This is a genomic window from Bradyrhizobium sp. BWA-3-5, assembly GCF_032917985.1.
Lineage (GTDB): Bacteria > Pseudomonadota > Alphaproteobacteria > Rhizobiales > Xanthobacteraceae > Bradyrhizobium.
The window spans coordinates 6121024-6144944 of sequence record NZ_CP136626.1; the positions used below are offsets into that span (position 1 = coordinate 6121024).

The window sequence follows — 23921 nt, forward strand, 5'->3', positions numbered from 1 at the left end:
CGGATGGGCTCGCGATAGATTGCCCACCACGCGGCCGGGAACCTGGGCCGCGCCTGAAAGGGAGCCCCAGAGGTGTTCAGCGGAGACGGCGGATCGGCACGATCTTTCGCGATCATCCTGATCGTGCATCTCGCCGTGATCGTGCTCTGGCAGGTGCTGGTCGATGCCTTTCAGGTGCCGAAATTCATCCTGCCCTCGCCGCTCGCGACCATCAAGACGCTGGCCTCGCCAAGCTATGCCTGGCTTTCCAATCTCGCGGTGACGGCGGCCGAAATTCTCGGCGGCTTCTGCCTCGGCGCACTGGTCGGCGTCGCGTTGGCCGTCATGTTCACCTGGTCGCCGCTGGTCAGCCTGCTGCTGCTGCCGCTGTTCGTAACCCTGAACATGATTCCGAAGGTGGCGCTCGGGCCGCTGTTCATCGTTTGGTTCTCCTACGGCATCTTTCCGAACATCCTGATCGCGTTTTCGATCTGCTTCTTTCCGATCCTGCTGACGACCGCACGGGGCCTCAGCGAGGTCGAGCCTGATCTATTGGATCTCGTGAAATCGCTGCGCGGCTCGCGCTGGACGCTGTTCCGCAAGATCCAGTTGCCGGGCGCGCTGCCTTACGTGTTTTCAGGAATGAAGGTCGGCGCCATTCTCGCGGTCGCCGGCGCCATCGTCGGCGAATTCATCGCATCCGAACGCGGACTAGGCTATCTCATGATCCAGGTGCAGTCCTCGCTCGATACGCCGGCGATGGTGATGGCGGTGGTGCTGCTGACGCTGCTCGGCGTGGCGCTATATGGCCTCGTGCTCGGCCTCGAGCGGATGTTCGTCGTCCGCGATATCCGCCTGCAATAAGACAGAGAACGAATATGCTGCTAACGCGCGAAAACCTACCGCAGACGATTACCGACATCGCCGCACTCGACGAGTTGCTTTGCCGCCCGAGCCAGGCGCTGATCGACGATCTCCGCAAGACCAGCGGCGACATCATGATTTTGGGCGTCGCCGGCAAGATGGGACCGACGCTGGCGGGCCTCGCCAAGGCAGCCGCGCCGGAGCGCCGCGTGATCGGCGTCGCACGCTTCAGCGATCCCACTGTCAAGGAATGGCTGCAGGCGCGCGGCGTCGAGACCATCAACTGTGATCTGCTCGATGAAGCGGCCATCCAGGCGCTGCCGAAGGTTGCGAATATCGTGTTCATGGCAGGCCGCAAGTTCGGCGCCGAGGGCGACCTGTCGCTGACTTGGGCGATGAATGCGCACGTCCCTGCCCTGGTCGCGCAGGCATTTTCATCTTCCCGCATCGTCGCGTTTTCGACCGGCTGCGTCTATCCCTTCGTGCCGGTGGACGGCAAGGGCTCGACCGAAGATATGCCGCCCAATCCGCCCGGCGAATACGCACAATCCTGCGTCGGGCGCGAGCGCATGTTCGAGTATTTCTCGAGGAAATATTCGACGCCTGGCCGGTTGTTCCGCCTCAACTACGCGATCGACATGCGCTATGGCGTGCTGCACGACATCGCAAGCAAGGTGCTGCAGGGCAAGCCGATTGACGTCAGCCTCGGCCATGTCAATTTCATCTGGCAGGGCGATGCGTCCGCGCAGGCGCTGCGCTGCCTCGCGCATTGCGAGACACCGACCGCGCCGATCAATGTCAGCGGCCACGAAATCCTCGCCGTCCGCGATCTTGCCGCAAAATTCGGCCAGCGCTTTGGCCGCGCGCCTGTCATCATCGGCAACGAAGAGCCGACGGCCTGGCTGACCGACACCTCGCAGGCGGTAAAGCTGTTCGGCCTGCCTGTTGTCGAAACCGAGCAGCTCATCAGCTGGACCGCCGACTGGGTATCGCGATCGATGCCGAGCCTCGGCAAGCCCACCAAATACGAGGTGCGCGATGGCCGCTATTGAGCCCATCGACATCGTCGAACTCGGTGTCGCCGACGCGCCAGCCGGGCTTGTGCTGTCGACTGAAGCCGGCTGGAACCAGAACGAGGCCGACTGGCGGTTTTTCCTTAGTCACGGCATCGTGTTCGGCGTGCGCGACGGCGATCGCCTGGTCGCGTCCGCGGCGCTGTTGCCCTACTGGGCCGGCAACGCCTGGATCAGCATGGTGCTGGTGACGCCGGACTTTCGCCGCCGCGGCATAGCGACGAAGCTAGTCGATGCCTGCCTCGACGTGGCGAAACGGCGCGGCCTCACGGCCTGGCTGGATGCGACGCCGGCCGGCGCCACCGTCTATGGCCCGCTCGGCTTCGAGCCGACACTGCAATTGCGGCGGCTGCGGCTGGAAAAACCGCAAGGCGCCAACGCGACACGCCCCCTATCGGCCGGCAATCTGGACGCCTTGGCCACCCGGGATAGCCGGGCCATGGGGTTCGACCGCAGCACATTGCTGTCGGCATTTGTCGCGCGCCCTGGCTCTCGCATCGTGTCGGACGAGCGCGCCATGGCTCTCATCCGCGATGGGCGCGCGGCGCGGCACATCGGTCCGCTGCTGGCCGATCGCGCCGATCAGGCGTTAGGACTTGTGGAGGCCATCGTCGGCTCCGAGAGCGGGCCCTGGCTGATCGATGCCGTCCACGCTCAGGACGCGTTTTTAGAAGGGCTCGTCCGCGCGGGCTGGAACATCGAGCGGCCGTTTCAGCGCATGCGGTTTGGCGCCGCGACCGCCCTGCCTGCCCAACTGCCGTTCGCCGTCGCCGGTCCGGAATTTGGATAGGAAGCGCCATGCATCATAGCGAAATCAATGCCGAGGTCCGCAGGCTCATCACCGACGGCACCGTGCTGCCGGCGCATCCGCTCGCGCTCGACGCCAGCCGCAAGCTCGATATCAGGCACCAGCGGGCGCTGACGCGCTACTATCTCGACGCCGGCGCCGGCGGGCTCGCCGTCGGCGTTCACACCACGCAGTTTGCGATCCGCGACGTCGGCCTGTATCGCCCGGTGCTGGAACTGGCGGCAGAGACGGCAGCTTCATGGACCAGGCGGCCGGTCGCGATGGTGGCGGGATTGGCAGGACCAACCAAACAGGCCGTCGCGGAAGCAGAAATCGCGCGCGGCATCGGCTATCACGCCGGCCTGCTCAGCCTCGCCGCGATGAAATCAGCTTCCGAGGACGAGATCATCGCCCACTGCGAGGTGGTGGCACGCGAGATCCCGCTGGTCGGCTTTTACCTGCAGCCGGCCGTCGGCGGCGTCATACTCAGTGCCGATTTCTGGCGCCGCTTTGCTTCGATCGAGAACGTCATCGCCATCAAGATCGCGCCGTTCAACCGCTATCGAACCCTCGATGTGCTGCGCGGGGTCGCGGCGGCCGGCGCGCTCGACCGCGTCGCGCTCTATACCGGCAATGACGACCACATCCTGCTCGACCTCACGCTGCCGTTCGACCTGCGCAACAAGGGCATCACCACCCGCGCTTACTTCAAAGGTGGCCTGCTCGGGCACTGGTCGGTCTGGACCGCGAGCGCAATAAAGCAGTTCGAGATGTGCAAGGCAGCGCGCGGCAAGGACACCGTGCCCGCCGATCTCCTGGCGCTCGATGCCCGCGTCACCGACTGCAACAGCGCGTTCTTCGATGTCGCCAATAATTTCCACGGCTGCATCGCCGGCTGCCATGAAGTGCTGCGGCGGCAGGGTCTGATGCAGGGGCTGTGGTGCCTCGACCCAGCTGAAGGCCTCAGCCCCGGTCAGATGCAAGCGATCGACCGCGTTTGCCGCGAGCATGCCGATCTTTCCGACGACGCCTTCGTGAAGGCGAACCTCGAGAAATGGCTGGCATGAGCGCGGACGAGCCCTTCATCAGCCTGCGCAATGTCCGCAAGGTCTATCGTTCCAAGGGCGCCGAATTCCTCGCCGTTTCCGACGTTACCATGGACGTCAGGGAAGGCGAACTGGTTTCGCTGGTCGGCCCGTCCGGCTGCGGCAAGACCACCGTGCTGAAGATCCTGGCCGGGCTGCATGAAGCAGACGGCGGCACCATCAAGATCGGCAATTCAAAAACGCCGTTCGATCCCGCGCGCGACATCGGCATGGTGTTCCAGCAGGCCCTGCTGCTGAAATGGCGAACGATCCTCGACAACGTGCTGCTGCCGGCCGAAATCGTCGGTCTGCCGATGAACGCGGCGCGAAGCCGCGCGCGCGATCTCCTCAACCTGGTCGGCCTTGCCGGCTACGAGGACAAATACCCGCAGCAGCTATCCGGCGGCATGCAGCAGCGCACCGCAATCGCGCGCGCCTTCATCCATGACCCAAAACTGATCCTGATGGACGAGCCGTTCGGCGCGCTCGACGCGCTGACGCGCGAGCAGATGAACCTCGAAATGCTCAGGATCTGGCGCGAGAGCGGGAAGACCATTTTGTTCGTCACGCACTCGATCCAGGAGGCGGTGTTCCTCGCCTCGCATTGCGCCGTGCTGACCGCAGGTCCGGCCCGGATGGCCGAGTATTTCCCGATCGAGCTGCCGTTTCCGCGTGCGCTGCCGATCAAGACGACGGACGAATTCGGCGCCTATGCGCGGCGGATTTACGCGCGGCTGGGGTTGAGCCCGAGCGCCTAGAGGCGCCGGCACAAGCGCCTCGTGGGCCCGTTGCATACGCATCATGCAAGGAAACGTCTGTGGCGCATGGCGCGTCCGTAGTACGACGCCGGCAGACGGGCGCCTGCGCGACCGGCGTGGAGAGCCCGACAGAATGTCTGCAGAGACCTCAAAGCCAGCCGCCCCTATCGACGGCCTGCCGCCCGACCTTAGACGCTGGGCGGTTGCGGCGATCTTTACCGCGCTGGCGATGGCGTCGCTGGATACGGCGATTGCCAATATCGCGCTACCGGCGATTGCTGCCGATCTCCACGTCAGCCCGGCGGATGTGGTCTGGGTGGTTAATATCTATCAGATCGCACTGGTTGCGACACTGCTGCCGCTCGGTGCGCTCGGCGAAATCGTCGGTCATGAGCGCATCTATATCGGCGGTCTCGTGCTGTTCACGCTGGCCTCGCTCGGCTGCGCGCTGGCGTGGTCGCTACCCAGTTTGACGGCAGCCCGCGCGCTGCAGGGCCTTGGCGCCAGCGGCATCATGAGCGTGAACGCGGCCCTGGTTCGGTTCGTTTATCCCACCCACATGCTGGGCCGCGGCTTCGGCCACAACGCACTTGTGGTCGGAACCGCTTTCACGTTCGGCCCGAGCATTGCCTCGGCGATCCTCACGGTCGGCACATGGCCGTGGCTGTTCGCAATCAACATTCCCTTCGGCGTGGTCGCGATCTGGATCGGCCTGAGGACCTTGCCGAAGACGCCGCGTGCGGATCACGCGTTCGATTTTGCGAGTGCGGGGCTGACGACAAGTTGCCTTGGGCTGTTCATCGTCGGCATTGGCGGCGCGGCGCATCAGGTCCCGCCCGTCCTGGTCGGGCTCACGCTTGGCGCAGCATTGGTGCTCGGCTGGATCATTGTCCGCAGGCACGCTGATCATCCGGCGCCGATGTTGCCGATCGACCTCTTTCAGCGGCCGATGTTCGCGCTGTCGGCGGCCACCTCGGTCTGCGCCTTCGCCGTCCAGGGGCTGGGCTTCGTCTCGCTGCCCTTCTACTTCGAGGATGTGCTGCACCGCTCGCAGGTCGAGACCGGTTTCTTCATGACGCCCTGGCCGCTGGTGGTCGCGATCATGGCGCCGATCGGGGGCCGGCTTTCCGATCGCTATCCCGTCGGCATCCTCGGCGGGCTCGGGCTGGTGATGCTCGGCATTGGCATGGCGCTGCTCGCGACGCTGCCGCCGGACCCGAGCATCGCCAACATTGTCGGGCGCACGGTGATTTGCGGCATTGGTTTCGGCTTTTTTCAAACTCCCAATTTGCGGGCACTGATGTCGAGCGCGCCGCCGCATCGCAGTGGCAGTGCCAGCGGCATCGTCGCCACAGCGCGCCTGACCGGGCAAACCCTCGGCGCCGCGCTGGCGGCGCTGTGCTTTGCGCTCGCCGGCCACGATGGCGCGACGGTGGCGCTGGCGCTCGGCGCCGGCTTTGCCGCGATTGGGAGCCTGATGAGTTTCTTGCGTCTTGCCTTCGGTGCAGAAAAGACATGACAGCCATGCGACGGGCACGTGCCCACGCAACACCGGCCATTTGAATTTCTTCCCACCGACAACCACGCTTTTTCTTGATTTGAACTATTCCAAGTTGCAGGCCATCTTGCCGCGCGCAGCTCACTCGGTGGATTGAGCTAACAGGGGATACGCGATGGCAAACCTCACAATTAATGGCAAAACAATAAATGTGGATGTCGAAGACGACACGCCGCTGCTTTGGGCGATCAGGGAGAATGTTGGACTAACCGGCACCAAATATGGATGCGGCATTGCACAATGCGGCGCCTGCACCGTTCATATCGACGGGGTCGCGATGCGCTCCTGCGGCGTCACCGTCAGCGAGGCGGTCGGCAAGCAGATCACCACGATCGAAGGGCTCGCCACTGGCGGCGCGCTGCACAAGGTGCAGCAGGCCTGGATCGCCAACGACGTGCCGCAATGCGGCTATTGCCAGGCCGGCATGATCATGGCCGTTGCGGCGCTTCTGAAGGAGAAGCCGAAGCCGACCGACAAGGACATCGACGAAGCCATCACCAATATCTGCCGATGCGGGACCTTCCAGCAGGTCCGCGCGGCGATCCACGATGCCGCAAGCGCTTGAGGGGGATGTCATGAACAAGCACGTCATGCCCAAACTCAATCGCCGCGCCTTCGTGATCGGCACCGCCGCCGCGGGCGCCGGCCTTGCCATCGGCCTCGACATCCCCCTCGGCGGACCGCAGGTCGTCCGCGCCGCCGACGGCTCACCGGAGGTCAACGTCTGGGTGGTGATCCGGCCCGACAACACAACCGTTATTCGCGTCGCCCGCTCCGAGATGGGCCAGGGCACCCTCACCGGCCTCGCCCAGCTCGTCGCCGAGGAGCTCGAATGCGACTGGTCGAAGGTCGTCACCGAGTATCCGACGCCCGGACAAAGTGTCGCGCGCAAGCGGGCCTGGGGCGATTTCTCGACCGGCGGCAGCCGCGGCATTCGCACCAGCCAGGATTATGTCCGCAAGGGCGGCGCCACCGCGCGCATGATGCTGGTGCAGGCCGCCGCGAACGAATGGAAGGTGCCGGTTACGGAGTGCACCGCGGCAAACAGCGTCATCACCCATACGCCCTCGGGCAAGACCACGACCTACGGCCAGGTGGTCGAGGCCGCCGCAAAGCTCACACCGCCGGCAGATGCCGACGTGAAGCTGAAGGATCCCAAGGACTGGAAGATCGCCGGCAAGGGCGTCAAGCGGCTCGACACCGTCGACAAGACGACCGGCGCGATGATCTATGGCGCCGATGTCAAGCTGCCCGGCATGCTCAACGCCGCGATCAAGGATGCGCCGGTCTTTGGCAGCAAGCTGAAGAGTTATGACGAAGCCAAGATATCAGGCATGAAGGGCGTCAAGAAGGTGGTGAAGGTCGGCGACACCGCGGTCGCCGTCGTCGCCGACACCTGGTGGCACGCCAAGACCGCGCTCGACGCGATGACGATCGTCTGGGACGAAGGCGAGAACGCAAAAGTCTCCAGCGAGTCGATCGCCAAATGGCTGGCCGAAGGTCTCGACAACAATCAGCCGGCGTTTATCGGCAACCAGAACGGCGACGCCAAGGCTGCGATTGCCTCGGCCGTCAAGAAGGTCGAGGCGGTCTACAATTATCCCTATCAGAACCACGCCACCATGGAGCCGCTGAACGCCACGGCGGTCTACACGGCTGATAAGTGCGAGGTCTGGTGCGGCACGCAAAACGGCGAAGCGGCATTCGCCGCTGTCTTGGAAGCCTCTGGCCTGCCGGCCGAGAAATGCGAGGTGCACAAGCTGATCCTCGGTGGGGGTTTCGGCCGTCGCGGCATGACCGATTATGTCCGCCAGGCCGTCTTGATCGCCAAGGAGATGCCGGGCACGCCGGTCAAGCTATTGTGGTCGCGCGAAGAGGATATGGCGCAAGGCAAATTCCATCCGGTCACGCAGTGCAAGCTGACCGGCGCCTTCGATGCAGACAACAATCTCACGGCGCTGCACGTGCGATTGTCCGGACAGTCGATCCTCTACACCGTGCGTCCGGCGGCGCTGGTGAATGGCATGGACCCGGCCGCATTCCAGGGCCTCAGCCCGTCGGGTGATGCGGCGATCGGCTACTCCGTGCCGAACCTGCTGGTCGAGCATTCCATGCGCAACCCACACGTTCCGCCTGGCTTCTGGCGCGGCGTCAACGTGAACCAGAACGCGATCTACATGGAATGCTTCATGGATGAGCTGGCGCATTCGGTGGGCCAGGACCCCGTCGAGTTCCGCCGCAAGCTGATGAGCAAGCATCCAAAACATCTCGCGGTGCTCAATGCTGTGGCCGACAAGATCGGCTGGGGCGAGCCGGCTCCGCAGGGCGTCTATCGCGGCATTGCGCAAGTGATGGGCTATGGCAGCTATGTCGCCGGCGCGGCGGAAATCTCCGTCACCGACGGCAGCAAGATCAAGGTGCATCGCATCGTCGCCTCGACCGACCCCGGCTACATCGTCAATCCGGCGCAGGTCGAGCGGCAGATCGCGGGCTCCTTCGTCTACGGCCTGTCTGCCCTGTTCTATGGCGGCTGCACGGTAAAGGACGGCAAGATGGAGCAGACCAACTTCGACACCTACAATTCCATGCGCATCGCCGAGATGCCGAAGGTGGAATGCGTGATGGTGCCGAGTGGCGGCTTCTGGGGGGGCGTCGGCGAGCCGACCATCGGCGTCGCCGCGCCCGCGGTGCTTAACGCCTACTTTGCGGCAACCGGCAAGCGCATCCGTTCTGTGCCGCTGAGGGACCAGAACATCACGTTCGCCTGACAATGAGAGACGGCGGCCGCGTTACCGGCCGCCGTCCCGCTTTTTCCGGATTTGAGCCATGGACGCCACGCGCCTGATGACGCGCCGGGATGTCGCTCGCGGCATCGCCGTGACCGCGGCGATGGCGATCATGCCCTGCCCCGCGGTGGCACAAGGCGCGGCGAATGTTGTTGTGATCGGCGGCGGCTTTGGCGGCGCCAGCTGCGCGCGGGCGCTGCGGCGGCTTGATCCGAAACTTCAGGTGACGCTGATCGAGCCAAATCAAACCTTTACCGCCTGCCCCTTCAGCAACGAAGTGATCGCGGGCCTGCGCGAACTGGCGGCACAGCAATTCACCTACGACAGGATCGCGGCCAGCGGCGTAACCGTGGCGGCGCAAGCCGCGGCCAAGGTCGATGCGCAGGCGCGCATGGTCACGTTGGCCGACGGCAGTTCGATCGCTTATGATCGCCTGGTGCTGTCGCCCGGTATCGACCTTCGTTTCGACGCGCTACCCGGCTACGACGAGACCTCCTCCGGCAAAATGCCCCATGCGTGGAAGGCCGGCGAACAGACGATGCTGCTGCGCCGGCAGCTCGAAGCCATGGACGACGGCGGCACGGTCGTGATCGCCGTACCGGCCGCGCCGCTGCGCTGTCCGCCCGCGCCCTACGAGCGCGCCAGCCTGATCGCACACTACCTGAAAACGAAAAAGCCGCGCTCGAAGGTTCTGATCCTCGATGCCAAGGACGGCTTTTCGCAGCAACGGCTGTTCGAGGCGGCGTGGAAAGAGCTTTATGGCGGCATGATCGAGCGGATCGCGCTCTCGCAAGGCGGCAGAGTGACCTCGGTCGAACCAGCGAGCAACACCATCATCACCGATTTCGGCAATTACGTTGCCAACGTCGCGAGCGTGATTCCGTCGCAAAAGGCCGGGCGCATCGCCGAACTCGCCGGCGCCGCCGACAACACCTTCTGGTGCCCGATCGATCCCATCAGTTTTGCCTCCAAGCTTGTGCCCAACATTCACGTCGTCGGCGATGCCTGCATCGCCGGCCAAATCCCGAAAGCCGCGTCGGCCGCGAGCGCGCAAGGCAAGGCTTGCGCCGCAGCCATCGTGGCCATGCTGTCCGGCAAGGCGCCCGAGACGCCGCGCCTGAGCGGCGCCTGCTACAATACGGTCGCGCCGGGTTACGCTTTCTCGCTGTCGGGCGTTTACCGGCCGAAGGACGGCCAGTTCGCCGAAGTCGAGGGCGCGACGAGCCCGGTCGACGCGCCGCGCGAGCTGCGTCAGCGCGAGGCCGAGGGCGCTGAAGACTGGTTCAGGACGATCACGGTGGAAACCTTTGGCTAGAGCGAGGATCCAAATCGGGGTGTGGCTTACAGGCGCGTTGCTCGCCGCGCCCTGCGCGGTCGCCGCACAGGGCTTGCGCCCCTATACAATCACGGGCGACGCGATTCTGGAGCCGCTCACGAATGTGCGAGGCGATGCAACACGCGGACGCGCGCTCGTGGTCGAACGTTCCAGCACTTGCATCCTCTGTCACAGCGGCCCATTTCCCGAACAGAAATTCCAGGGCGACCTGGCGCCTGACCTTTCCGGTTCCGGCAGCCGCGCCTCCGAGGGCCAGCTCCGGCTCCGCCTGGTGGACGCGTCCCGCCTCAACGCCGCGACCATCATGCCGTCCTATTACCGCACGGACGGCCTTGATCGCGTCGGCACGCCGTGGCGCGGCAAGCCGATCCTGTCGGCGGAACAGATCGAGGATATCGTGGCGTATCTCGTGACGCTGCGCGAATAGGAAGAAATGATGCAGCAACCATCCCATTCATCCCGCCGCCAGTTCCTCGGCCTCGCCGGCGGTGCCGCCGCGCTTGGCGCCCTCCCCACCGTCATCGTGCGTCCCGCGGAGGCGACGCCGGCAATGCTGGCCTCGGCAATCCAGAGTGTCACCGGAGGTGCTGCGGTGCGCATCGGCAAGGTCAAGCTCGACATCCCGCCGCTGGTCGAGAATGGCAACACGGTGCCGATGACGGTCAGCGTCGCGCATCCGATGGCGCCGGAGGATCACGTCCGCAGCATCCACATCTTCAACGAAAAGAACCCGCAGCCTAATATCGGCAACTTCCATCTTGGGCCCCAGAACGGCCGCGCGCAGGTCTCGACCCGCATCCGTCTCGCCGACAGTCAGAAGATCGTCGCCATCGCAAAGCTGTCGGACGGCACGTTCTGGTCGGCCAGCGTCGATGTCGTGGTGACGCTCGCCGCCTGCACCGAGGAGCTGATCTGATGGCTTCCGCACTCATCAACGTTCCACCGAAAGCCAAACGCGGCGACATCATCGAGATCAAGACGCTGATGTCGCATATCATGGAAACCGGTTATCGCCATACCGCATCAGGCGAAATCGTGCCGCGCAACATCATCACCAGCTTCACCTGCCGCTTCAACGGCGCCGAGATCTTTCGCGCCGACCTGTTTCCGGCGATATCGGCCAATCCCTTCATGACCTTCTTCACCACCGCGACCGAGAGCGGCACCTTCGAATTTGAATGGATCGGCGACCAGGGATTTTCCGAACACGCCTCCGCCTCGATCATCGTCGAATGAGACTTGCCGGCACCATAGCCGCGGCGCTGCTGACCGCAGGCGCGGCCTTCGCCGAGATCCCGCAGGCCGAACGGCGCTCCGGCTACGATTTCATGAAGCCGGACACAAAGGCGATGCAGGACGACGAGACCGCCAATCCCGGCATGCTCTGGGTGCTCGATGGCGAGGCCCTTTGGAAGCGCAAGCTCGGCGCCGCCAACAAGGCCTGCGCCGATTGCCATGACGATGCGCGCACCAGCATGAAGGGCGTGGCCGCGCGCTACCCCGCCTTCGACAAGGCGGCCGGCCGCCCGATCGACCTGGAGCAGCGCATCAATGCATGCCGCAGCAACCACCAGCAAGCCACGCCGCTGCCCTTCGAAAGCCGTGAGCTGCTGGCGCTGACCGCCTTTGTCGCCCGGCAGTCGCAGGGCGCACCGGTCGAGGCCGGCAGCGACCCACAGCTTGCGCCGTTCGTCGCCAAGGGCCGCGAGCTCTATCTGCAGCGGCAGGGCCAGCTCAATCTCGCCTGCACCAATTGCCATGACGACAATTGGGACAAGCACCTGGCCGGCTCCGCGATCACGCAAGGGCACGCGACCGGCTATCCGCTCTACCGGCTGGAATGGCAGTCGCTGGGTTCGCTGCAGCGGCGCCTGCGCGCCTGCATCACCGGTGTCCGCGCACAGGCCTATGACTACGGCGCGCCGGAGCTGGTGGAGCTGGAATTGTACCTGATGTCCGGGGCGCGCGGCATGCCGATGGAAGCGCCGGCGGTGCGGCCCTAACGGGTCCCCTCACCGCGACGCCCGGATCCAAAATCGCGAAAACAACCCCATGCAAAGTAGAATGGCCCCAGCAGTAGCACGCGTGCCGCTTGTCGGGACACAAGATGTTGTCCCGTCCCGGCGCCTTACCGCTCCGCGAACGCCTTCTCGACCACGAACTGGGCTGGCTCGCCGTGATTGCCCTCGACAAAGCCGCGGCCGTTCAATAGCGCGCGGGTGTCGGCGACCAGCGCCGGGCTGCCGCAGATCATGACGCGGTCATGGGCCGGCTCGAGCGCGGGCAGTCCGATATCGGTAAACAGCTTGCCCGAGGTGATGAGGTCGGTAATGCGGCCGCGGTTGCGGAAGGGATCGCGGGTCACGGTCGGATAGTAGATCAACTGGCTTCTGATATAGTCGCCGATCAGCTCGTCATTCGGCAGCTTTTCCGTGATCATCTCGCCATAGGCGAGCTCGGCGACGCGGCGGCAGCCGTGCAGCAGCACGACTTTCTCGAATCGCTCATAGGTCTCGGGGTCCTTGATCACCGAAAGGAACGGCGCGAGCCCAGTGCCGGTGCCGATCAGATAGAGGTTGCGGCCGTCTTCGAGATTGTCGATCACGAGCGTGCCGGTCGCCTTGCGGCTGACGATGATCTCATCGCCCTGCTTGAGGTGCTGCAGGCGCGAGGTCAGCGGGCCGTCCGGCACCTTGATCGAGAAGAATTCGAGCCGGTCCTCGTAATTGGCGCTGGCCACCGAATAGGCGCGCAGCAGCGGCTTCTCACCGACCTTGAGCCCTATCATCGTGAATTCGCCGTTGCGGAAGCGGAACGAGGGATCGCGCGTGGTGGTGAAGCTGAACAGCGTATCGGTCCAGTGATGGACGCTCAGCACGCTTTCCTGGTTGAAATTGCTCATCGCACCGCTTCCTGACCTCAAGCCGGTTGACCGGCGACATCATTTGTATACGATCGTTCGTATACAAATGAATAATCCAGCTTGATCGGATCGTCAAGCCGGGCAGAATGTCGCCCGAAGGCATTGAAGCAAAAGGAAAAACCATGGCGCACGACGCACCCCAGGCGACCGGTCCGAGCAAGCTGGTGATCCGCAATATCGGGCTGATGCTATCGGGGGCGCTGGAGAAGCCGATCCTGGACGGCGACACGATCGTGGCCGAGAACGGCAAAATATCAGCGATCGGGCGCTTCAAGGACGTCAACACCGAGGGCGCGACCACGGTCGTCGACGCCAACGGCACCACGATCGCGCCGGGCCTGATCGACAGCCATGTCCACCCCGTCGCCGGCGACTGGACGCCGCGACAGAACCAGATCAACTGGATCGACAGCTATCTCCATGGCGGAGTCACCACCATGATCTCGGCCGGCGAGGTGCACATGCCCGGCCGCCCCCGCGACGTCGTCGGCCTCAAGGCGATGGCGATCTTCGCGCAGCGCGCATTCTGGACGCTGCGCCCGGGCGGCGTGAAGGTTCATGCCGGCGCGCCGGTGATCGAATGCGAGATGGTGGAAGACGACTTCAAGGAGATGGCGGCGGCCGGCGTCAAGCTGCTCGGCGAAGTCGGCCTTGGCGGCGTCAAGGACGGTCCGACCGCGCGCAAGATGGTGGGCTGGGCGCGCAAATATGGCATCCAGAGCACGATCCACACCGGCGGTCCCTCAATCCCCGGCTCCGGCCTGATCGACAAGGACGTGGTGCTGGAGGCCGATACCGACGTGGTCGGTCACATCAACGGCGGCCACACCGCCCTGCCCGACGACCAGATCCGTTGCATCTGCGAGGGTTGCAAGCGCGGGCTGGAGTTGGTGCACAACGGCAATGAGCGCTCGGCGCTGTTCACGCTGGGCACCGCGCGCGAGATGGGCGATCTGCACCGCGTCATCCTCGGCACCGACGCGCCCGCCGGCTCCGGGGTGCAGCCGCTCGGCATTTTGCGGATGGTCTCGATGCTGTCCTCGCTCGGCGAGCTGCCGGCTGAACTCGCCTTCTGCCTGGCGACCGGCAACACCGCCCGCATGCGCGAACTCGACTGCGGCCTCATCGAGATCGGCCGCTCCGCCGATTTCGTCCTGATGGACAAGGCGCAGCACTCGCCCGGCAAGAACATCCTCGAAAGCGTGCAGCTCGGCGACCTGCCAGGGATCGGCATGACCATCATCGACGGCATCGTCCGCACCCAGCGCAGCCGCAACACGCCGCCCGCCGGGAAGGTGCCCGAGATCGTCAGCGGGCATTGACCTCATCACGTATGCGTGGGCGCGTGTGAAAAAGTCACATTGAGCCTCGAGGGCTGTGAACGGATTGCCCGTCACCGCGACCAATCCGGGCTGGCCTGGTGGCAGGGTTGTCCAGATCATCGAGGAAAATTTGAAGAATTCGCTGCAAGTCGCCGGCGGGGTCGTCGGCGCTGTCACGGGCTTTGTCGCGACATTGCTGCTGCTCGAGCTGGCCAGCTTCGGCAATCGGGCCGATCCGATCACATCAGCGATGCTGGCGCTCTTGGTGTTTGCGCCGTGCGGTGCGATCGGCGGCCTCCTGCTCGGCACGGCGCTGGCGCGGCGGCTGCGCGGCCGAGAAAACGGCGACGGACTCCTGCGCAACAGCCTGAAGGCATTTGCGGTATTGGTCGCGCTCTGCGCCGTGGGAGGGAGCGCCTATTATGTCTATGCCGTCACGACGGCGACGCCCTGGCTCAACCCGAATGCCCTGAACCCGCTGCTCGTGTTTGAGGTTCGCCTGCCGGCCGGAGCCACATTGCCCAACTCTCCCAAAGACATAGCGGCCGAGTTGCAGACCGATCTCAACACCATGCCGGGCGAGATACGGCCCGATCTGTTCCGCCGCGATGACGATAGGTCGGTCATTGCGGGCCATGTCGAGCTCGCCTTCCGCACCGCGCATCGTCAACTGCAAATCAAGATCAAGGGCCAGGCCGACCGGCTCTATCTCATCGGCCTCTCGGCAAAGGCTCCGCATTCGCGGGAGTTCGGGCCGTGGCAGGCCAACAGCGACGGCAGCGAAATCCGCTACCGCGCCAGATGGCCGGGGCAGAGTTGATCACCGCCTGCCGCAAGAGACCCGCATCTCAGGCAGTGCGCTTGTTCACACACTGGCGGTGATCGCAACGAGGCAGGTCTTTAGCCGCCGATTCCGAGGCTCGATTCGGATACGTGCCGCAGCGATCAGTCTCATACTGTTGCGTGATTACACTCACACTCAGTCTTGCCGGTTGGAATGGAACCCGCGTGTGGCGGCTTTGCGGCGAACATGCGGCATGGTACGCTGCGCGCTGGAAAAGATTGTTTGCCGAACGCTGGAATTGCAACAGCCGGAAGGAAATCAATCCGAACCATGGCCCAGATTCGTGACATCAAGTCGGGGCGCGGTGGTGAGCAACCACGCGAGCCAATGCCGCGGCGTCTTGCCGCCATCGTGGCAGGCGACATCTCCGGCTACAGCCGCCTGATGCAAATCGACGAGGAAGGGACGCACAAGCGCGTCAAACGGCTCGAGCGCGAAGTCATTGAGCCCACCATCAAAGAACATCACGGCAGGCTGGTCAAAACCACGGGTGACGGCTTCATCGCCATCTTCGACAGCCCCGTCGAAGCCGTGCGCGCCAGCATCGTGATCCAGCAAAACCTGGTTGGCCGCAACACATCGCTGCCCAAGCATCACTGGATCGAATATCGGATCGGCGTCAATCTCGGCGACGTCATCATCGAAACCGACGACGTCTATGGCGACGGCGTCAATATTGCGACGAGACTCGAAGGCATCGCCCAGGCCGGCGAAGTCTACATTTCCGGCGGCATCTACGAACAGATCAAGCACAAGCTGGTTTGCGGATACGAGTCGCTCGGAGATCGCAAGGTCAAGAACATCACCGACCCCGTGCGTGTCTATCGCGTGCTTCCTGATCCAGCGGCGCTGCAGCAACGTCGGAACCGGCGCGAACGCCTCCTGCTCTTCCTGCTCGGCCTTGCACTGTTGATTATTGCGGGCGGCGCGGTCTGGGACCTGCTCTGGAAACCGCGCAAGTCGGTGAATCAGGCGTCAGCCCCTGTTTCATCACCGGCAGAGGTGGCGAGGTCGCCTGTCGCGAAATCACCGGCGGCACCACCCCAGCCCTCTCCTTCCGCGGCGCCAACTCAACAACAGGCGACGCCTCGTCCGGAGACGTCTCCAGCACAGAAACAAGCGGCACCGCTTGCGCCGCCCGCATCGCCGGCAGCTCCCGCAACTCCTCCGACGACGCAAACCGCCGCGTCTATTCCCGAGCCCGAGACGATTTCCCTGCGCGGTGGCAGCTTCACGATGGGCAGCAACGAAGACATTTCGGAGAAGCCGGTCCGTCAGGTGATGATCAAGCCTTTTGCGATGGGAAAATTCCCCGTCTCTGTAAAGGAATGGAACGCATGCGCCGCAGCAAAGGCGTGCGGATTCACGGCTGCCGGAAAGGACGATGCGCCTGTTACCAATGTGAGCTGGAGCGACGCCAAGCAATATGTCGCATGGCTCGCCCGAGCCACCCGGAAGCCATACCGCCTGCCGAGCGAAGCGGAATGGGAATATGCCGCGCGCGGCGGCACGCAAACCAGGTACTGGTGGGGCGACCAGTTTCAGCCCGGCATGGTCAATTGCAAGAACTGCAGCGACATTCCCGTCAGCGACCAGCCGGCCAAGGTCGGCAGCCTCAAGCCAAATCCTTTCGGGCTGTTTGATATGGGCGGCAGCGTCGACCAATGGGTGGAGGATTGCTGGCACAAAAATTATCAGGGCGCGCCGGCGGACGGGTCAGCATGGACTGAGAATGATTGCTCCTCGCACGTCATCCGTTCCGGATCCTGGCGGAAAGATTCCAACTACGTCAGGTCGTCAAATCGCGGCAGCTATGACACCAACGTGAGATATCCCACTCACGGTTTCCGCGTTGCGCTATCTCCCTAAGGAAGTTGCGAGGCAGTCATGAAGGCGTTGCAGTGGATCGCTCTGTCGGCAGCGCTCACTTGCCTGCCGTTCTCCGCCTACGCTCAGGGAAAGCCTGCCGGGAAGGACGCCCGCGTTTATTTCGTGTGGCCGCAGAACGGAACCGTCATCAAGGGTGGGTTCTGGTGCCGCTTTGGCCTGCGCAACATGGGCGTGACGCACGCAGGCGACACCTACCCGAACAGTGGCCATCATCATCTTCTGATCGACGTGAATGAACCGATCAATCCGAACGAACCGATCCCGCAAGACAAATCACATCTTCACTTCGGAGCGGGTCAGACCGAAGCACGTATCGAACTTCCACCCGGCAAGCACACGCTCCAGCTCGTGCTGGGCGACGCCGAACACTATCCCCATGTCCCTCCGGTTATCTCCGACAAGATTACCGTGACGATCAAATAGGAGTGGACTCATTAGCGCCGAGCCATGGCCTACTCTGGTTGATGCAGGCTCCATGCTGGTGCCCGCGAACAATCGGCGCGTCGAACATTGCACAGCTCCCAGCCGGTGAGTTCGTAGCCGGTCGCAGAGGAAAACCGGTCCTGACGAGATGCGGCTGGACCGCCGCTTGTAACCCAAAGCAGCATCAGTTGATCTAAATCAATACGAAATCGTCGGCCGTCTGCGGAAACTCGATGTCGGAAAGCACGAGAGCCGCGCTACCACCAAAGGAAGAGAGCATCATAAGAAATCACTCTGACGATTTGCGCTGGCGCGCGGATCGACGGCAGGGAGGACGGAGGTAAGCCTCGTCTCCATCCTCTATTCAAGGGAGGCGTCAACAGTAGGGAGTAAACGTCATGCGCACCATTGGAGTCGTATGTTTTCCGCTGCTGCTATCAATAACTCCTGCGATCGCATCAGATCAAAATCTCAAGGAAGAACTTGGGAAGGTGGCTTCCGCATACGAGCAACACTTCAACAAGCAGGATGCTGCAGGCATTACTTCTCTTTTTACGAAGAACTACCTGCGGGTTACTCAGAACGGAATTGAGTCTGACAATACGAAATACTACGAAGGCGCATTCAAGGCTGGAATGAATCATCTAGAAATAAAGACGACCGATATTCAGCCGCTGTCAGAAAATATGGCTCTCCTTACTGGCGAAGCTCGGGTAACTGGCAAAAGCGAGAAAGGCGATCCTCTGGAGCTAAACGTCATTTGGACGTCTGTTGATGTTCGCGAGAATGGACAATGGAAAATTCGTATGCTGACGTCGGTTCCAAAGCCGCCGCCGCCGCAGTCGCAAGCAGCAAGGTAACTCACTTAGCAATCGGCGATCAAAGCGGCGGTGACCAACCAGCACCGCCGCTTTTGCAATCAGCCCTTTCATTGCTTGAAGGAAGCGATGTCCGGAATGGTCCAACAGCGACGTCGGGGAATGTCGCTTTTCGGCCTCTGTTGCGTTGACCGACATCAGTCGGCCAGCCGCATAATGAGTACATAACCTAGAACCCGCCGGTTTGCGGATTACCTGTTCTCCGTGATTGGCTGATTGGTGGTCCAGTCGAACGTGCCCTGATCGCGCTCCTCAACGGCACGCTTCCAGCCCATCTCTTCCGACCGCCGCTTGAAATTCAGCCCCTCCGGCGAATGCCGGGTGATGCCGTCGAACACGGTGGCGATCATCTGCGTGCCCATCAGGCCCATATTGTAGAGTGCCTGGTTGACCATCAGCTTCTGCATCATGAGCTGGTTCTGCGGTACAGTAGAAATGCGATGTGCGAGCGCATCAACCTCCTCGTCCAGCTTGTCGGCCGGCACGGCTTTCAACACGAGGCCGAGCGCGGCCGCTTCAGTCCCGGTGATCTTGTCGCCCGTGAACAGCATGCGCTTGGCCTTTTCGGCGCCTAACCGATAGATCCACATCGCCGTGGTCGGGCAGCCCCAGACCCGCACCGGCGGATAGCCGATGCGGGCGTCTTCCGCCATCACGATCATGTCCGAGCATAGCGCAATGTCGGAGCCGCCGGCGACCGAAAAGCCCTGCACCTTGCAGATCACGGGGCGCTTCGAGCGGAAAAGGCTCATGAACTTGTTGGTATTTTCGGACATGCGCGCGTAATCCTGCATCGGATCCCACGGCATTTTCTGGGTGTAGCCCTTGTTGCCGGAGGCGTACGCGGTCAGATCGTAGCCGGCGCAGAAGGCGCGGCCGGCGCCCGCCAGCACGATGACATGCGCGGTGGGATCGTTGTCGGCACGCGCCACCGCATCCGCGAGCGCGCCGGGCAATTCGTCATCGATCGCATTCATCACTTCCGGCCGGTTCAGCGTGATGCGCGCGATGCGGCCGTCGCGCTCGTAAAGGACTTTGGCCATGGGCGGCCTCCCTCGATGTAAGAGTTCAGATCTTCGCGAAATCGCCGTGGCGTCCACGGCCCCCCGCAAACCGCGCGGCGCCGGCGGCGCCTTCTTTGAAGATCGCTTCGACGCCGTTGGCCCATTCCTGCCGCAGCGCATCGCGGACCGGCAGGCCATAGGTCTCGACCACGGAGCGGCGATCGGCCCGCACGGCGGCTTGCGGAAACCGCGCGATCTCCCGCGCCATCGCTTCGGCCGCGGCGCGCGCGCCGCCGGTCTCGACCACCTGCTCGCACATGCCGATACGCAGCGCCTCATCAGCCGCGACCTTGCGGCCGGTCAAGATGATTTCCATCGCACGGCCCTGCCCGACCAGGCGTGCCAGCCGCACGCTGCCGCCATCCAGCAGCGGGATGCCCCATCGCCGGCAATAGACGCCGAAATAGGCGCTCTCTGCCATCACGCGGATATCGCACCACAGCGCCAGCTCCATGCCGCCGGCCACTGCAGGCCCTTCCACCGCGGCGATCACCGGCTTGGACAATTCCAGCCGCGTCGGCCCGAGCGGACCGCGCGGCGCCGGATTGGCGCCGGTCGGAAACGCCAGGCCGTCGACGACATGGCACTGAAAGGCCTCGCGATCGGACAGCGTACTGGCGAATTTGAGATCCCACCCGGCGCAGAACGCGCCGCCCTCACCCCACAGTACCGCGACGCTGGCGGACTCGTCGGCGTCGAATTCCCTGAGAGCTGCCGCCAGCGCGTCCGCACTGGCGGGGTCCATCGCGTTGCGCGCCTCGGCAAACCGGCTGTGAATGACGGTCCACACAGCGCCCTGCTTTTCGATCCGAACCATGTCGCACCTCCCTTATTGATTCTTGTTACGTGACGCCTTCCTGCCCTTCGGCGCACTTTCCGGAAGGCATTGCGCCAGCATCATGCGAAGCAGCGTCTTGGCGCCCGTGTCGAGAAAATCGAGCCGGCCCGCGATCTGCAGCACCAGCGCGCCGATCATCTGGCTGGTGAGCAGCGCCACCCAGGGCCGAACCTCCGCGGGCTTGAGCCCGCGCACTTCGGTGAGCGGCACCGCGATGCGCTCCAGCACCTTCCAGAGCGCCTGGTTGAGCTCGTCGTCCGACGGCTTGCCGACGCCCTGCCGCTTGAGGCCGCGAAAGGCATAGAGGCCGAGATTTATCTCGAAGCGATGGTCGAGGTAGTAGCCCAGGAAGGCGCCGCAGGCCGCTTCGACCTGCGCTTCCGGCGTCCGCGCCGCAGAAACGGCTGCGGCGACGAAGTCATCGAGCGCCGCGAGCGACTGTTTCAGCAGCTCGGCATAGATCGCCTCCTTGCTGTCGAACAGCGGGTAGATCGCCCCCGTCGTGCAGCCGGCGCGAACGGCGATGCCGCGCATGGTGGCGCCTTCGAGCCCCTGTTCGGCGAATTCATCGCGGGCGGCGCGCAGCAGAAGCTCGCGCTTGGCGCCCTTCACGACGTCCGACCAGTCCTTGGCCGAGGGTGCAGGCTTGCTCATGATAACGACGTTATCAAATCATTCGATCTGCAGTCAATGGTAACAATATTTCTGCGCCTCCCCGTCTTGAGGCTCCGGGGCGAGCGATTGCCGCTTCCAGCCGTTGAATTCGCCGAAGGTTCCGATGGCGCGCACAGCCGGGTCGGACGCGCGACCGTGCGCTGACGCGTCGTTATTTCGCCTCGCCTTGTTGCGATGTATTGTCGATCGGTAAACCCCGGCCGGCGGCACTCGCGAGAGACATTCAACGCGCCGGGTGATTTCTTTTCGTTAGCGTGCCGCTGCGCCGTGTTGCTGACCATGAGGCAAACAGGGAGGCAGACGATGAACATTCGGCCCGACCCCACCTTTCACGCTTCGCCGAAGCTTGCCATGGAAGCTCCGCCGGAGAGCTTCGCCTACACCGTGCTGCTCAGCCCGGACGCGTCGAAGCCGGATGCGCTGGCCGTGATCGACGTCAAGCCGGGCTCCTCCAGCTATGGCAACGTCGTTCACACCGTGACGATGCCCAACAAGGGCGACGAGTTTCACCATTTCGGCTGGAACGCCTGCTCGTCGGCGCTGTCGCCGCTGACCGGACACGCGTTTCTCGAACGCCGCTACCTCATCATTCCCGGCATGCGCTCGTCCCGCATCTACATTGTCGACACCAAGCCCGATCCCACCAAGGCGGCCATTCACAAGATCATCGAGCCCGACGAAATTTTCCGGAAGACCGGATATTCGCGGCCCCACACCGTTCATTGCGGACCGGAGGGCATTTACATTTCGACACTTGGCGGCGCCGGCAAGAACGGCACCGACGGACCGCCCGGCGTCTTCATCATGGATTGCGAGACCTTCGAGGTGCTCGGACGGTGGGAGCTCGATCGCGGCCCGCAGACATTGCATTACGACTTCTGGTGGAACCTGCCGCGCGACTACATGGTGACGAGCGAGTGGGCGCTGCCGCCGCAGTTCGAGAACGGCATCGTGCCGGAGGATCTGCTCTCCAACAAATACGGCCATCGCATCCACTTCTGGGATCTGCGCGGCCGCCGCAACGTCCAGACCATCGATCTCGGCGCCAACCACCAGATGGCGCTGGAGGTGCGTCCCGCGCACGATCCGGCACGCGAATACGGTTTTCTCGGCGTCGTCGTCGACACCACCAATCTCGAAGGCTCGATCTGGACCTGGTGGCGCGAGGGTGGCAAGTTTCACATCGAGAAGACGGCGACGATCCCGCCGGAGCCGGCTGAGAAGGAGCAACTGCCGCCGCTGCTGCAAGGCTTCGGTGCCGTGCCGCCGCTGGTAACCGACATCGACCTGTCGATGGATGACAAGTTACTTTACGTCGCCTGCTGGGCCACCGGCGAGATGCGGCAATATGATGTGCGCGAGCCGCGCAAGCCGAAGCTTGCCGGCTCGGTCCGTATCGGCGGCATCGCTCGGCGGACGCCGCATCCGAACGGCAAGGCATTTAGTGGCGGCCCGCAGATGGTCGAGATCAGCCGCGACGGCAAGCGGGTGTACTGGACCAACTCGCTCTACTCGACCTGGGACGACCAGTTCTATCCCGATGGCGTTCCCGGCGCCATGGTAATGGCCAACGCTTCGCCGGACGGCGGCCTCGAACTGGCACGGGATTACTGGGTGAACTTCCCCGACGGTTACCGCGCGCATCAGATCCGGCTCGACGGCGGCGACTGCTCGACGGATTCGTTCTGCTATCCGTCGGCCTGAAGTTGAGCGCAGCCGACTGGACACCGGCCTGGCTTTGGCTGGCCGTGATCGCGAGCGGCCTCTATCACGGCGTCAACCCTGGCATGGGCTGGCCGCTCGCCGTTTCCGCCGGACTGATGGAAAGGAGCCCGCGGGCGCTGCTATCGGCGCTGTTGCCGCTCGCGGCCGGCCATCTGCTGGCGATGCTGCTCGTGATCCTTCCCTTCGCGCTATTGATTGCGCTCGTCGAATGGCAGCGCGCGATCCAGATCGGCGCCGGCCTTCTCGTCATCGGTTTTGGTCTCTATAGGCTGGCCAATCGGCGCCATCCGAAAGTCCTGGCGCGGATATCGCCGGCGCAACTGGGACTGTGGTCGTTCGCGGTGGCGCTCGCGCATGGCGCGGCGCTGATGCTGGTGCCGATCTATCTCGGGCTGTGCCGCGAAGCTGACCTCGACCGCGGCCACGCCGCTGCCGATACGCTCATCAACGCCAATCTCGGCATGGCCGTGCTGGTCGCCATTGTACATGCCGCCGCGATGATCATCGCCGGCGCCTGCTGCGCCTGGCTCGCCTACCGATATCTCGGCGTCCAATTCATCAAGCAGAGCTGGTTCAATCTCGATACCGTCTGGGCCGCCAGCCTCATCCTGGTGGGCGCGATTGCGCTGACATTCAGCCTGATCTAGCACAGACCTTCACCGCAGCTTGTCGAGCAGCGTGATCAGGGTCTCGCGCTCCTTGGCATCCAGCGGCGCCAGCGTCTCCCGCGTGATCGCGAGCGCGTTCGGCGCGGCCTTCTCCACCAGTTGCTGGCCGGCACGCGTGAGACTGACCAGCAGGCGGCGGCCGTCGTCGGGGTCGGGGCCGGTTTCGGTCAGGCCGCGCGCGGTGAGGCGGTCGATCACGCCCTTGATGGTGGCGACGTCCATCGCGGTCAGCCGTCCGAGCAGGTTCTGCGAGCACGGTCCGGTTTCGGCGAGCTTTGAGACGGCCGCCCATTGCGTCGGCGTCAGGTTGATGCCGATCTCGCGCGCGAAGATGGTGGCATGGCGCTGCCAGACCTGGCGCAGGATGAAGCCGATCTGCTCGTCGAGAATGTAGGACGGCCGCGCCGGCTTGACCGCTCGTTTCGGCGATGCACTCCTTCCCATC

The 23921-nt window shown here is 63.8% G+C and carries 25 protein-coding genes; 20 read left to right on the top strand and 5 right to left on the bottom strand.

Going from position 1 to position 23921, the window contains the following annotated elements; all coding sequences use genetic code 11:
- Positions 1-72 precede the first annotated feature (72 nt).
- From RX331_RS29430 to soxA, 13 genes are all read left to right on the top strand, one after another.
- Complete coding sequence (locus RX331_RS29430; protein ID WP_317253101.1) at positions 73-843, top strand: ABC transporter permease; 771 nt, start codon at positions 73-75, stop codon at positions 841-843.
- A gap of 14 nt (positions 844-857) precedes the next feature.
- Positions 858-1895, top strand: a complete 1038-nt coding sequence (locus RX331_RS29435; RefSeq protein WP_317253102.1) for an NAD(P)-dependent oxidoreductase — start codon at positions 858-860, stop codon at positions 1893-1895.
- A complete protein-coding gene (locus RX331_RS29440; protein ID WP_317253103.1) occupies positions 1882-2706 on the top strand; it encodes a GNAT family N-acetyltransferase in 825 nt (274 codons plus the stop codon). The genes RX331_RS29435 and RX331_RS29440 overlap by 14 nt, the downstream gene beginning before the upstream one ends.
- Before the next feature lie 8 nt (positions 2707-2714).
- Positions 2715-3770: a dihydrodipicolinate synthase family protein gene (locus RX331_RS29445; protein ID WP_317253104.1), complete on the top strand. Its 1056-nt coding sequence runs from the start codon at positions 2715-2717 to the stop codon at positions 3768-3770.
- Entirely contained in the window at positions 3758-4546 is a 789-nt protein-coding gene (locus RX331_RS29450) for an ABC transporter ATP-binding protein (RefSeq protein WP_317253105.1), read from the top strand. Before RX331_RS29445 ends, RX331_RS29450 begins: the two co-directional genes overlap by 13 nt.
- A 133-nt stretch (positions 4547-4679) precedes the next feature.
- Entirely contained in the window at positions 4680-6065 is a 1386-nt protein-coding gene (locus RX331_RS29455) for an MFS transporter (protein ID WP_317253106.1), read from the top strand.
- A gap of 154 nt (positions 6066-6219) precedes the next feature.
- Complete coding sequence (locus tag RX331_RS29460) at positions 6220-6669, top strand: (2Fe-2S)-binding protein (RefSeq protein WP_317253107.1); 450 nt, start codon at positions 6220-6222, stop codon at positions 6667-6669.
- A gap of 10 nt (positions 6670-6679) precedes the next feature.
- Positions 6680-8872 (top strand): xanthine dehydrogenase family protein molybdopterin-binding subunit, encoded by a 2193-nt coding sequence (locus tag RX331_RS29465; RefSeq protein WP_317253108.1) that lies wholly within the window; start codon positions 6680-6682, stop codon positions 8870-8872.
- A gap of 58 nt (positions 8873-8930) precedes the next feature.
- Entirely contained in the window at positions 8931-10205 is a 1275-nt protein-coding gene (locus RX331_RS29470; protein WP_317253109.1) for an NAD(P)/FAD-dependent oxidoreductase, read from the top strand.
- Between the two features lie 19 nt (positions 10206-10224).
- On the top strand, positions 10225-10653 hold the full coding sequence (soxX, locus tag RX331_RS29475; protein WP_317253110.1) for a sulfur oxidation c-type cytochrome SoxX: 429 nt from the start codon (positions 10225-10227) through the stop codon (positions 10651-10653).
- A gap of 9 nt (positions 10654-10662) precedes the next feature.
- Positions 10663-11142: a SoxY-related AACIE arm protein gene (locus RX331_RS29480; RefSeq protein ID WP_317253111.1), complete on the top strand. Its 480-nt coding sequence runs from the start codon at positions 10663-10665 to the stop codon at positions 11140-11142.
- Positions 11142-11462 carry a thiosulfate oxidation carrier complex protein SoxZ gene (soxZ, locus tag RX331_RS29485; RefSeq protein WP_317253112.1) on the top strand — a complete coding sequence of 107 codons (321 nt, stop codon included), beginning with the start codon at positions 11142-11144 and terminating at the stop codon, positions 11460-11462. The genes RX331_RS29480 and soxZ overlap by 1 nt, the downstream gene beginning before the upstream one ends.
- Positions 11459-12229, top strand: coding sequence for a sulfur oxidation c-type cytochrome SoxA (gene soxA / locus RX331_RS29490; RefSeq protein ID WP_317253113.1), 771 nt, complete (start codon positions 11459-11461; stop codon positions 12227-12229). Before soxZ ends, soxA begins: the two co-directional genes overlap by 4 nt.
- 125 nt (positions 12230-12354) lie before the next feature.
- Here the strand turns inward: soxA and RX331_RS29495 are convergent, their stop codons facing one another.
- The gene (locus RX331_RS29495) at positions 12355-13128 is read right to left on the bottom strand and encodes a ferredoxin--NADP reductase (protein ID WP_317253114.1); all 774 of its coding nucleotides are present in this window, start codon (positions 13126-13128) and stop codon (positions 12355-12357) included.
- A gap of 143 nt (positions 13129-13271) precedes the next feature.
- Here RX331_RS29495 and RX331_RS29500 point away from each other — a divergent pair, with 143 nt between their 5' ends.
- The 5 genes from RX331_RS29500 (at position 13272) to RX331_RS29520 (ending at position 18488) form a co-directional block, all read left to right on the top strand.
- The gene (locus RX331_RS29500; protein ID WP_317253115.1) at positions 13272-14471 is read left to right on the top strand and encodes an amidohydrolase family protein; all 1200 of its coding nucleotides are present in this window, start codon (positions 13272-13274) and stop codon (positions 14469-14471) included.
- A 55-nt stretch (positions 14472-14526) separates the two neighbouring features.
- Positions 14527-15291, top strand: coding sequence for a hypothetical protein (locus tag RX331_RS29505; RefSeq protein WP_317253116.1), 765 nt, complete (start codon positions 14527-14529; stop codon positions 15289-15291).
- A gap of 294 nt (positions 15292-15585) precedes the next feature.
- Complete coding sequence (locus RX331_RS29510; RefSeq protein ID WP_317253117.1) at positions 15586-17184, top strand: SUMF1/EgtB/PvdO family nonheme iron enzyme; 1599 nt, start codon at positions 15586-15588, stop codon at positions 17182-17184.
- Between the two features lie 18 nt (positions 17185-17202).
- The gene (locus RX331_RS29515) at positions 17203-17628 is read left to right on the top strand and encodes a DUF4399 domain-containing protein (RefSeq protein ID WP_317253118.1); all 426 of its coding nucleotides are present in this window, start codon (positions 17203-17205) and stop codon (positions 17626-17628) included.
- Positions 17629-18026: 398 nt separating this feature from the next.
- Positions 18027-18488, top strand: a complete 462-nt coding sequence (locus RX331_RS29520) for a nuclear transport factor 2 family protein (RefSeq protein ID WP_317253119.1) — start codon at positions 18027-18029, stop codon at positions 18486-18488.
- 209 nt (positions 18489-18697) lie between these two features.
- Here RX331_RS29520 and RX331_RS29525 read toward each other — a convergent pair whose 3' ends face one another.
- Genes RX331_RS29525 through RX331_RS29535 form a run of 3 tightly spaced genes read right to left on the bottom strand, consistent with a single transcriptional unit; the run spans position 18698 to position 21062 of the window.
- Entirely contained in the window at positions 18698-19549 is an 852-nt protein-coding gene (locus RX331_RS29525; protein WP_317253120.1) for a crotonase/enoyl-CoA hydratase family protein, read from the bottom strand.
- A gap of 25 nt (positions 19550-19574) precedes the next feature.
- Positions 19575-20387: a crotonase/enoyl-CoA hydratase family protein gene (locus RX331_RS29530; protein ID WP_317253121.1), complete on the bottom strand. Its 813-nt coding sequence runs from the start codon at positions 20385-20387 to the stop codon at positions 19575-19577.
- 12 nt (positions 20388-20399) lie between these two features.
- The gene (locus tag RX331_RS29535) at positions 20400-21062 is read right to left on the bottom strand and encodes a TetR/AcrR family transcriptional regulator (protein ID WP_317253122.1); all 663 of its coding nucleotides are present in this window, start codon (positions 21060-21062) and stop codon (positions 20400-20402) included.
- A gap of 324 nt (positions 21063-21386) precedes the next feature.
- Between RX331_RS29535 and RX331_RS29540 the strand changes: the two genes are divergently transcribed.
- Positions 21387-22787, top strand: coding sequence for a selenium-binding protein SBP56-related protein (locus RX331_RS29540; RefSeq protein WP_317253123.1), 1401 nt, complete (start codon positions 21387-21389; stop codon positions 22785-22787).
- A 2-nt stretch (positions 22788-22789) separates the two neighbouring features.
- Positions 22790-23455, top strand: a complete 666-nt coding sequence (locus RX331_RS29545) for a hypothetical protein (RefSeq protein ID WP_317253124.1) — start codon at positions 22790-22792, stop codon at positions 23453-23455.
- 9 nt (positions 23456-23464) lie between these two features.
- Here the strand turns inward: RX331_RS29545 and RX331_RS29550 are convergent, their stop codons facing one another.
- Entirely contained in the window at positions 23465-23920 is a 456-nt protein-coding gene (locus RX331_RS29550) for a MarR family winged helix-turn-helix transcriptional regulator (protein ID WP_317253125.1), read from the bottom strand.
- Between the last annotated feature and the right edge of the window lies 1 nt (position 23921).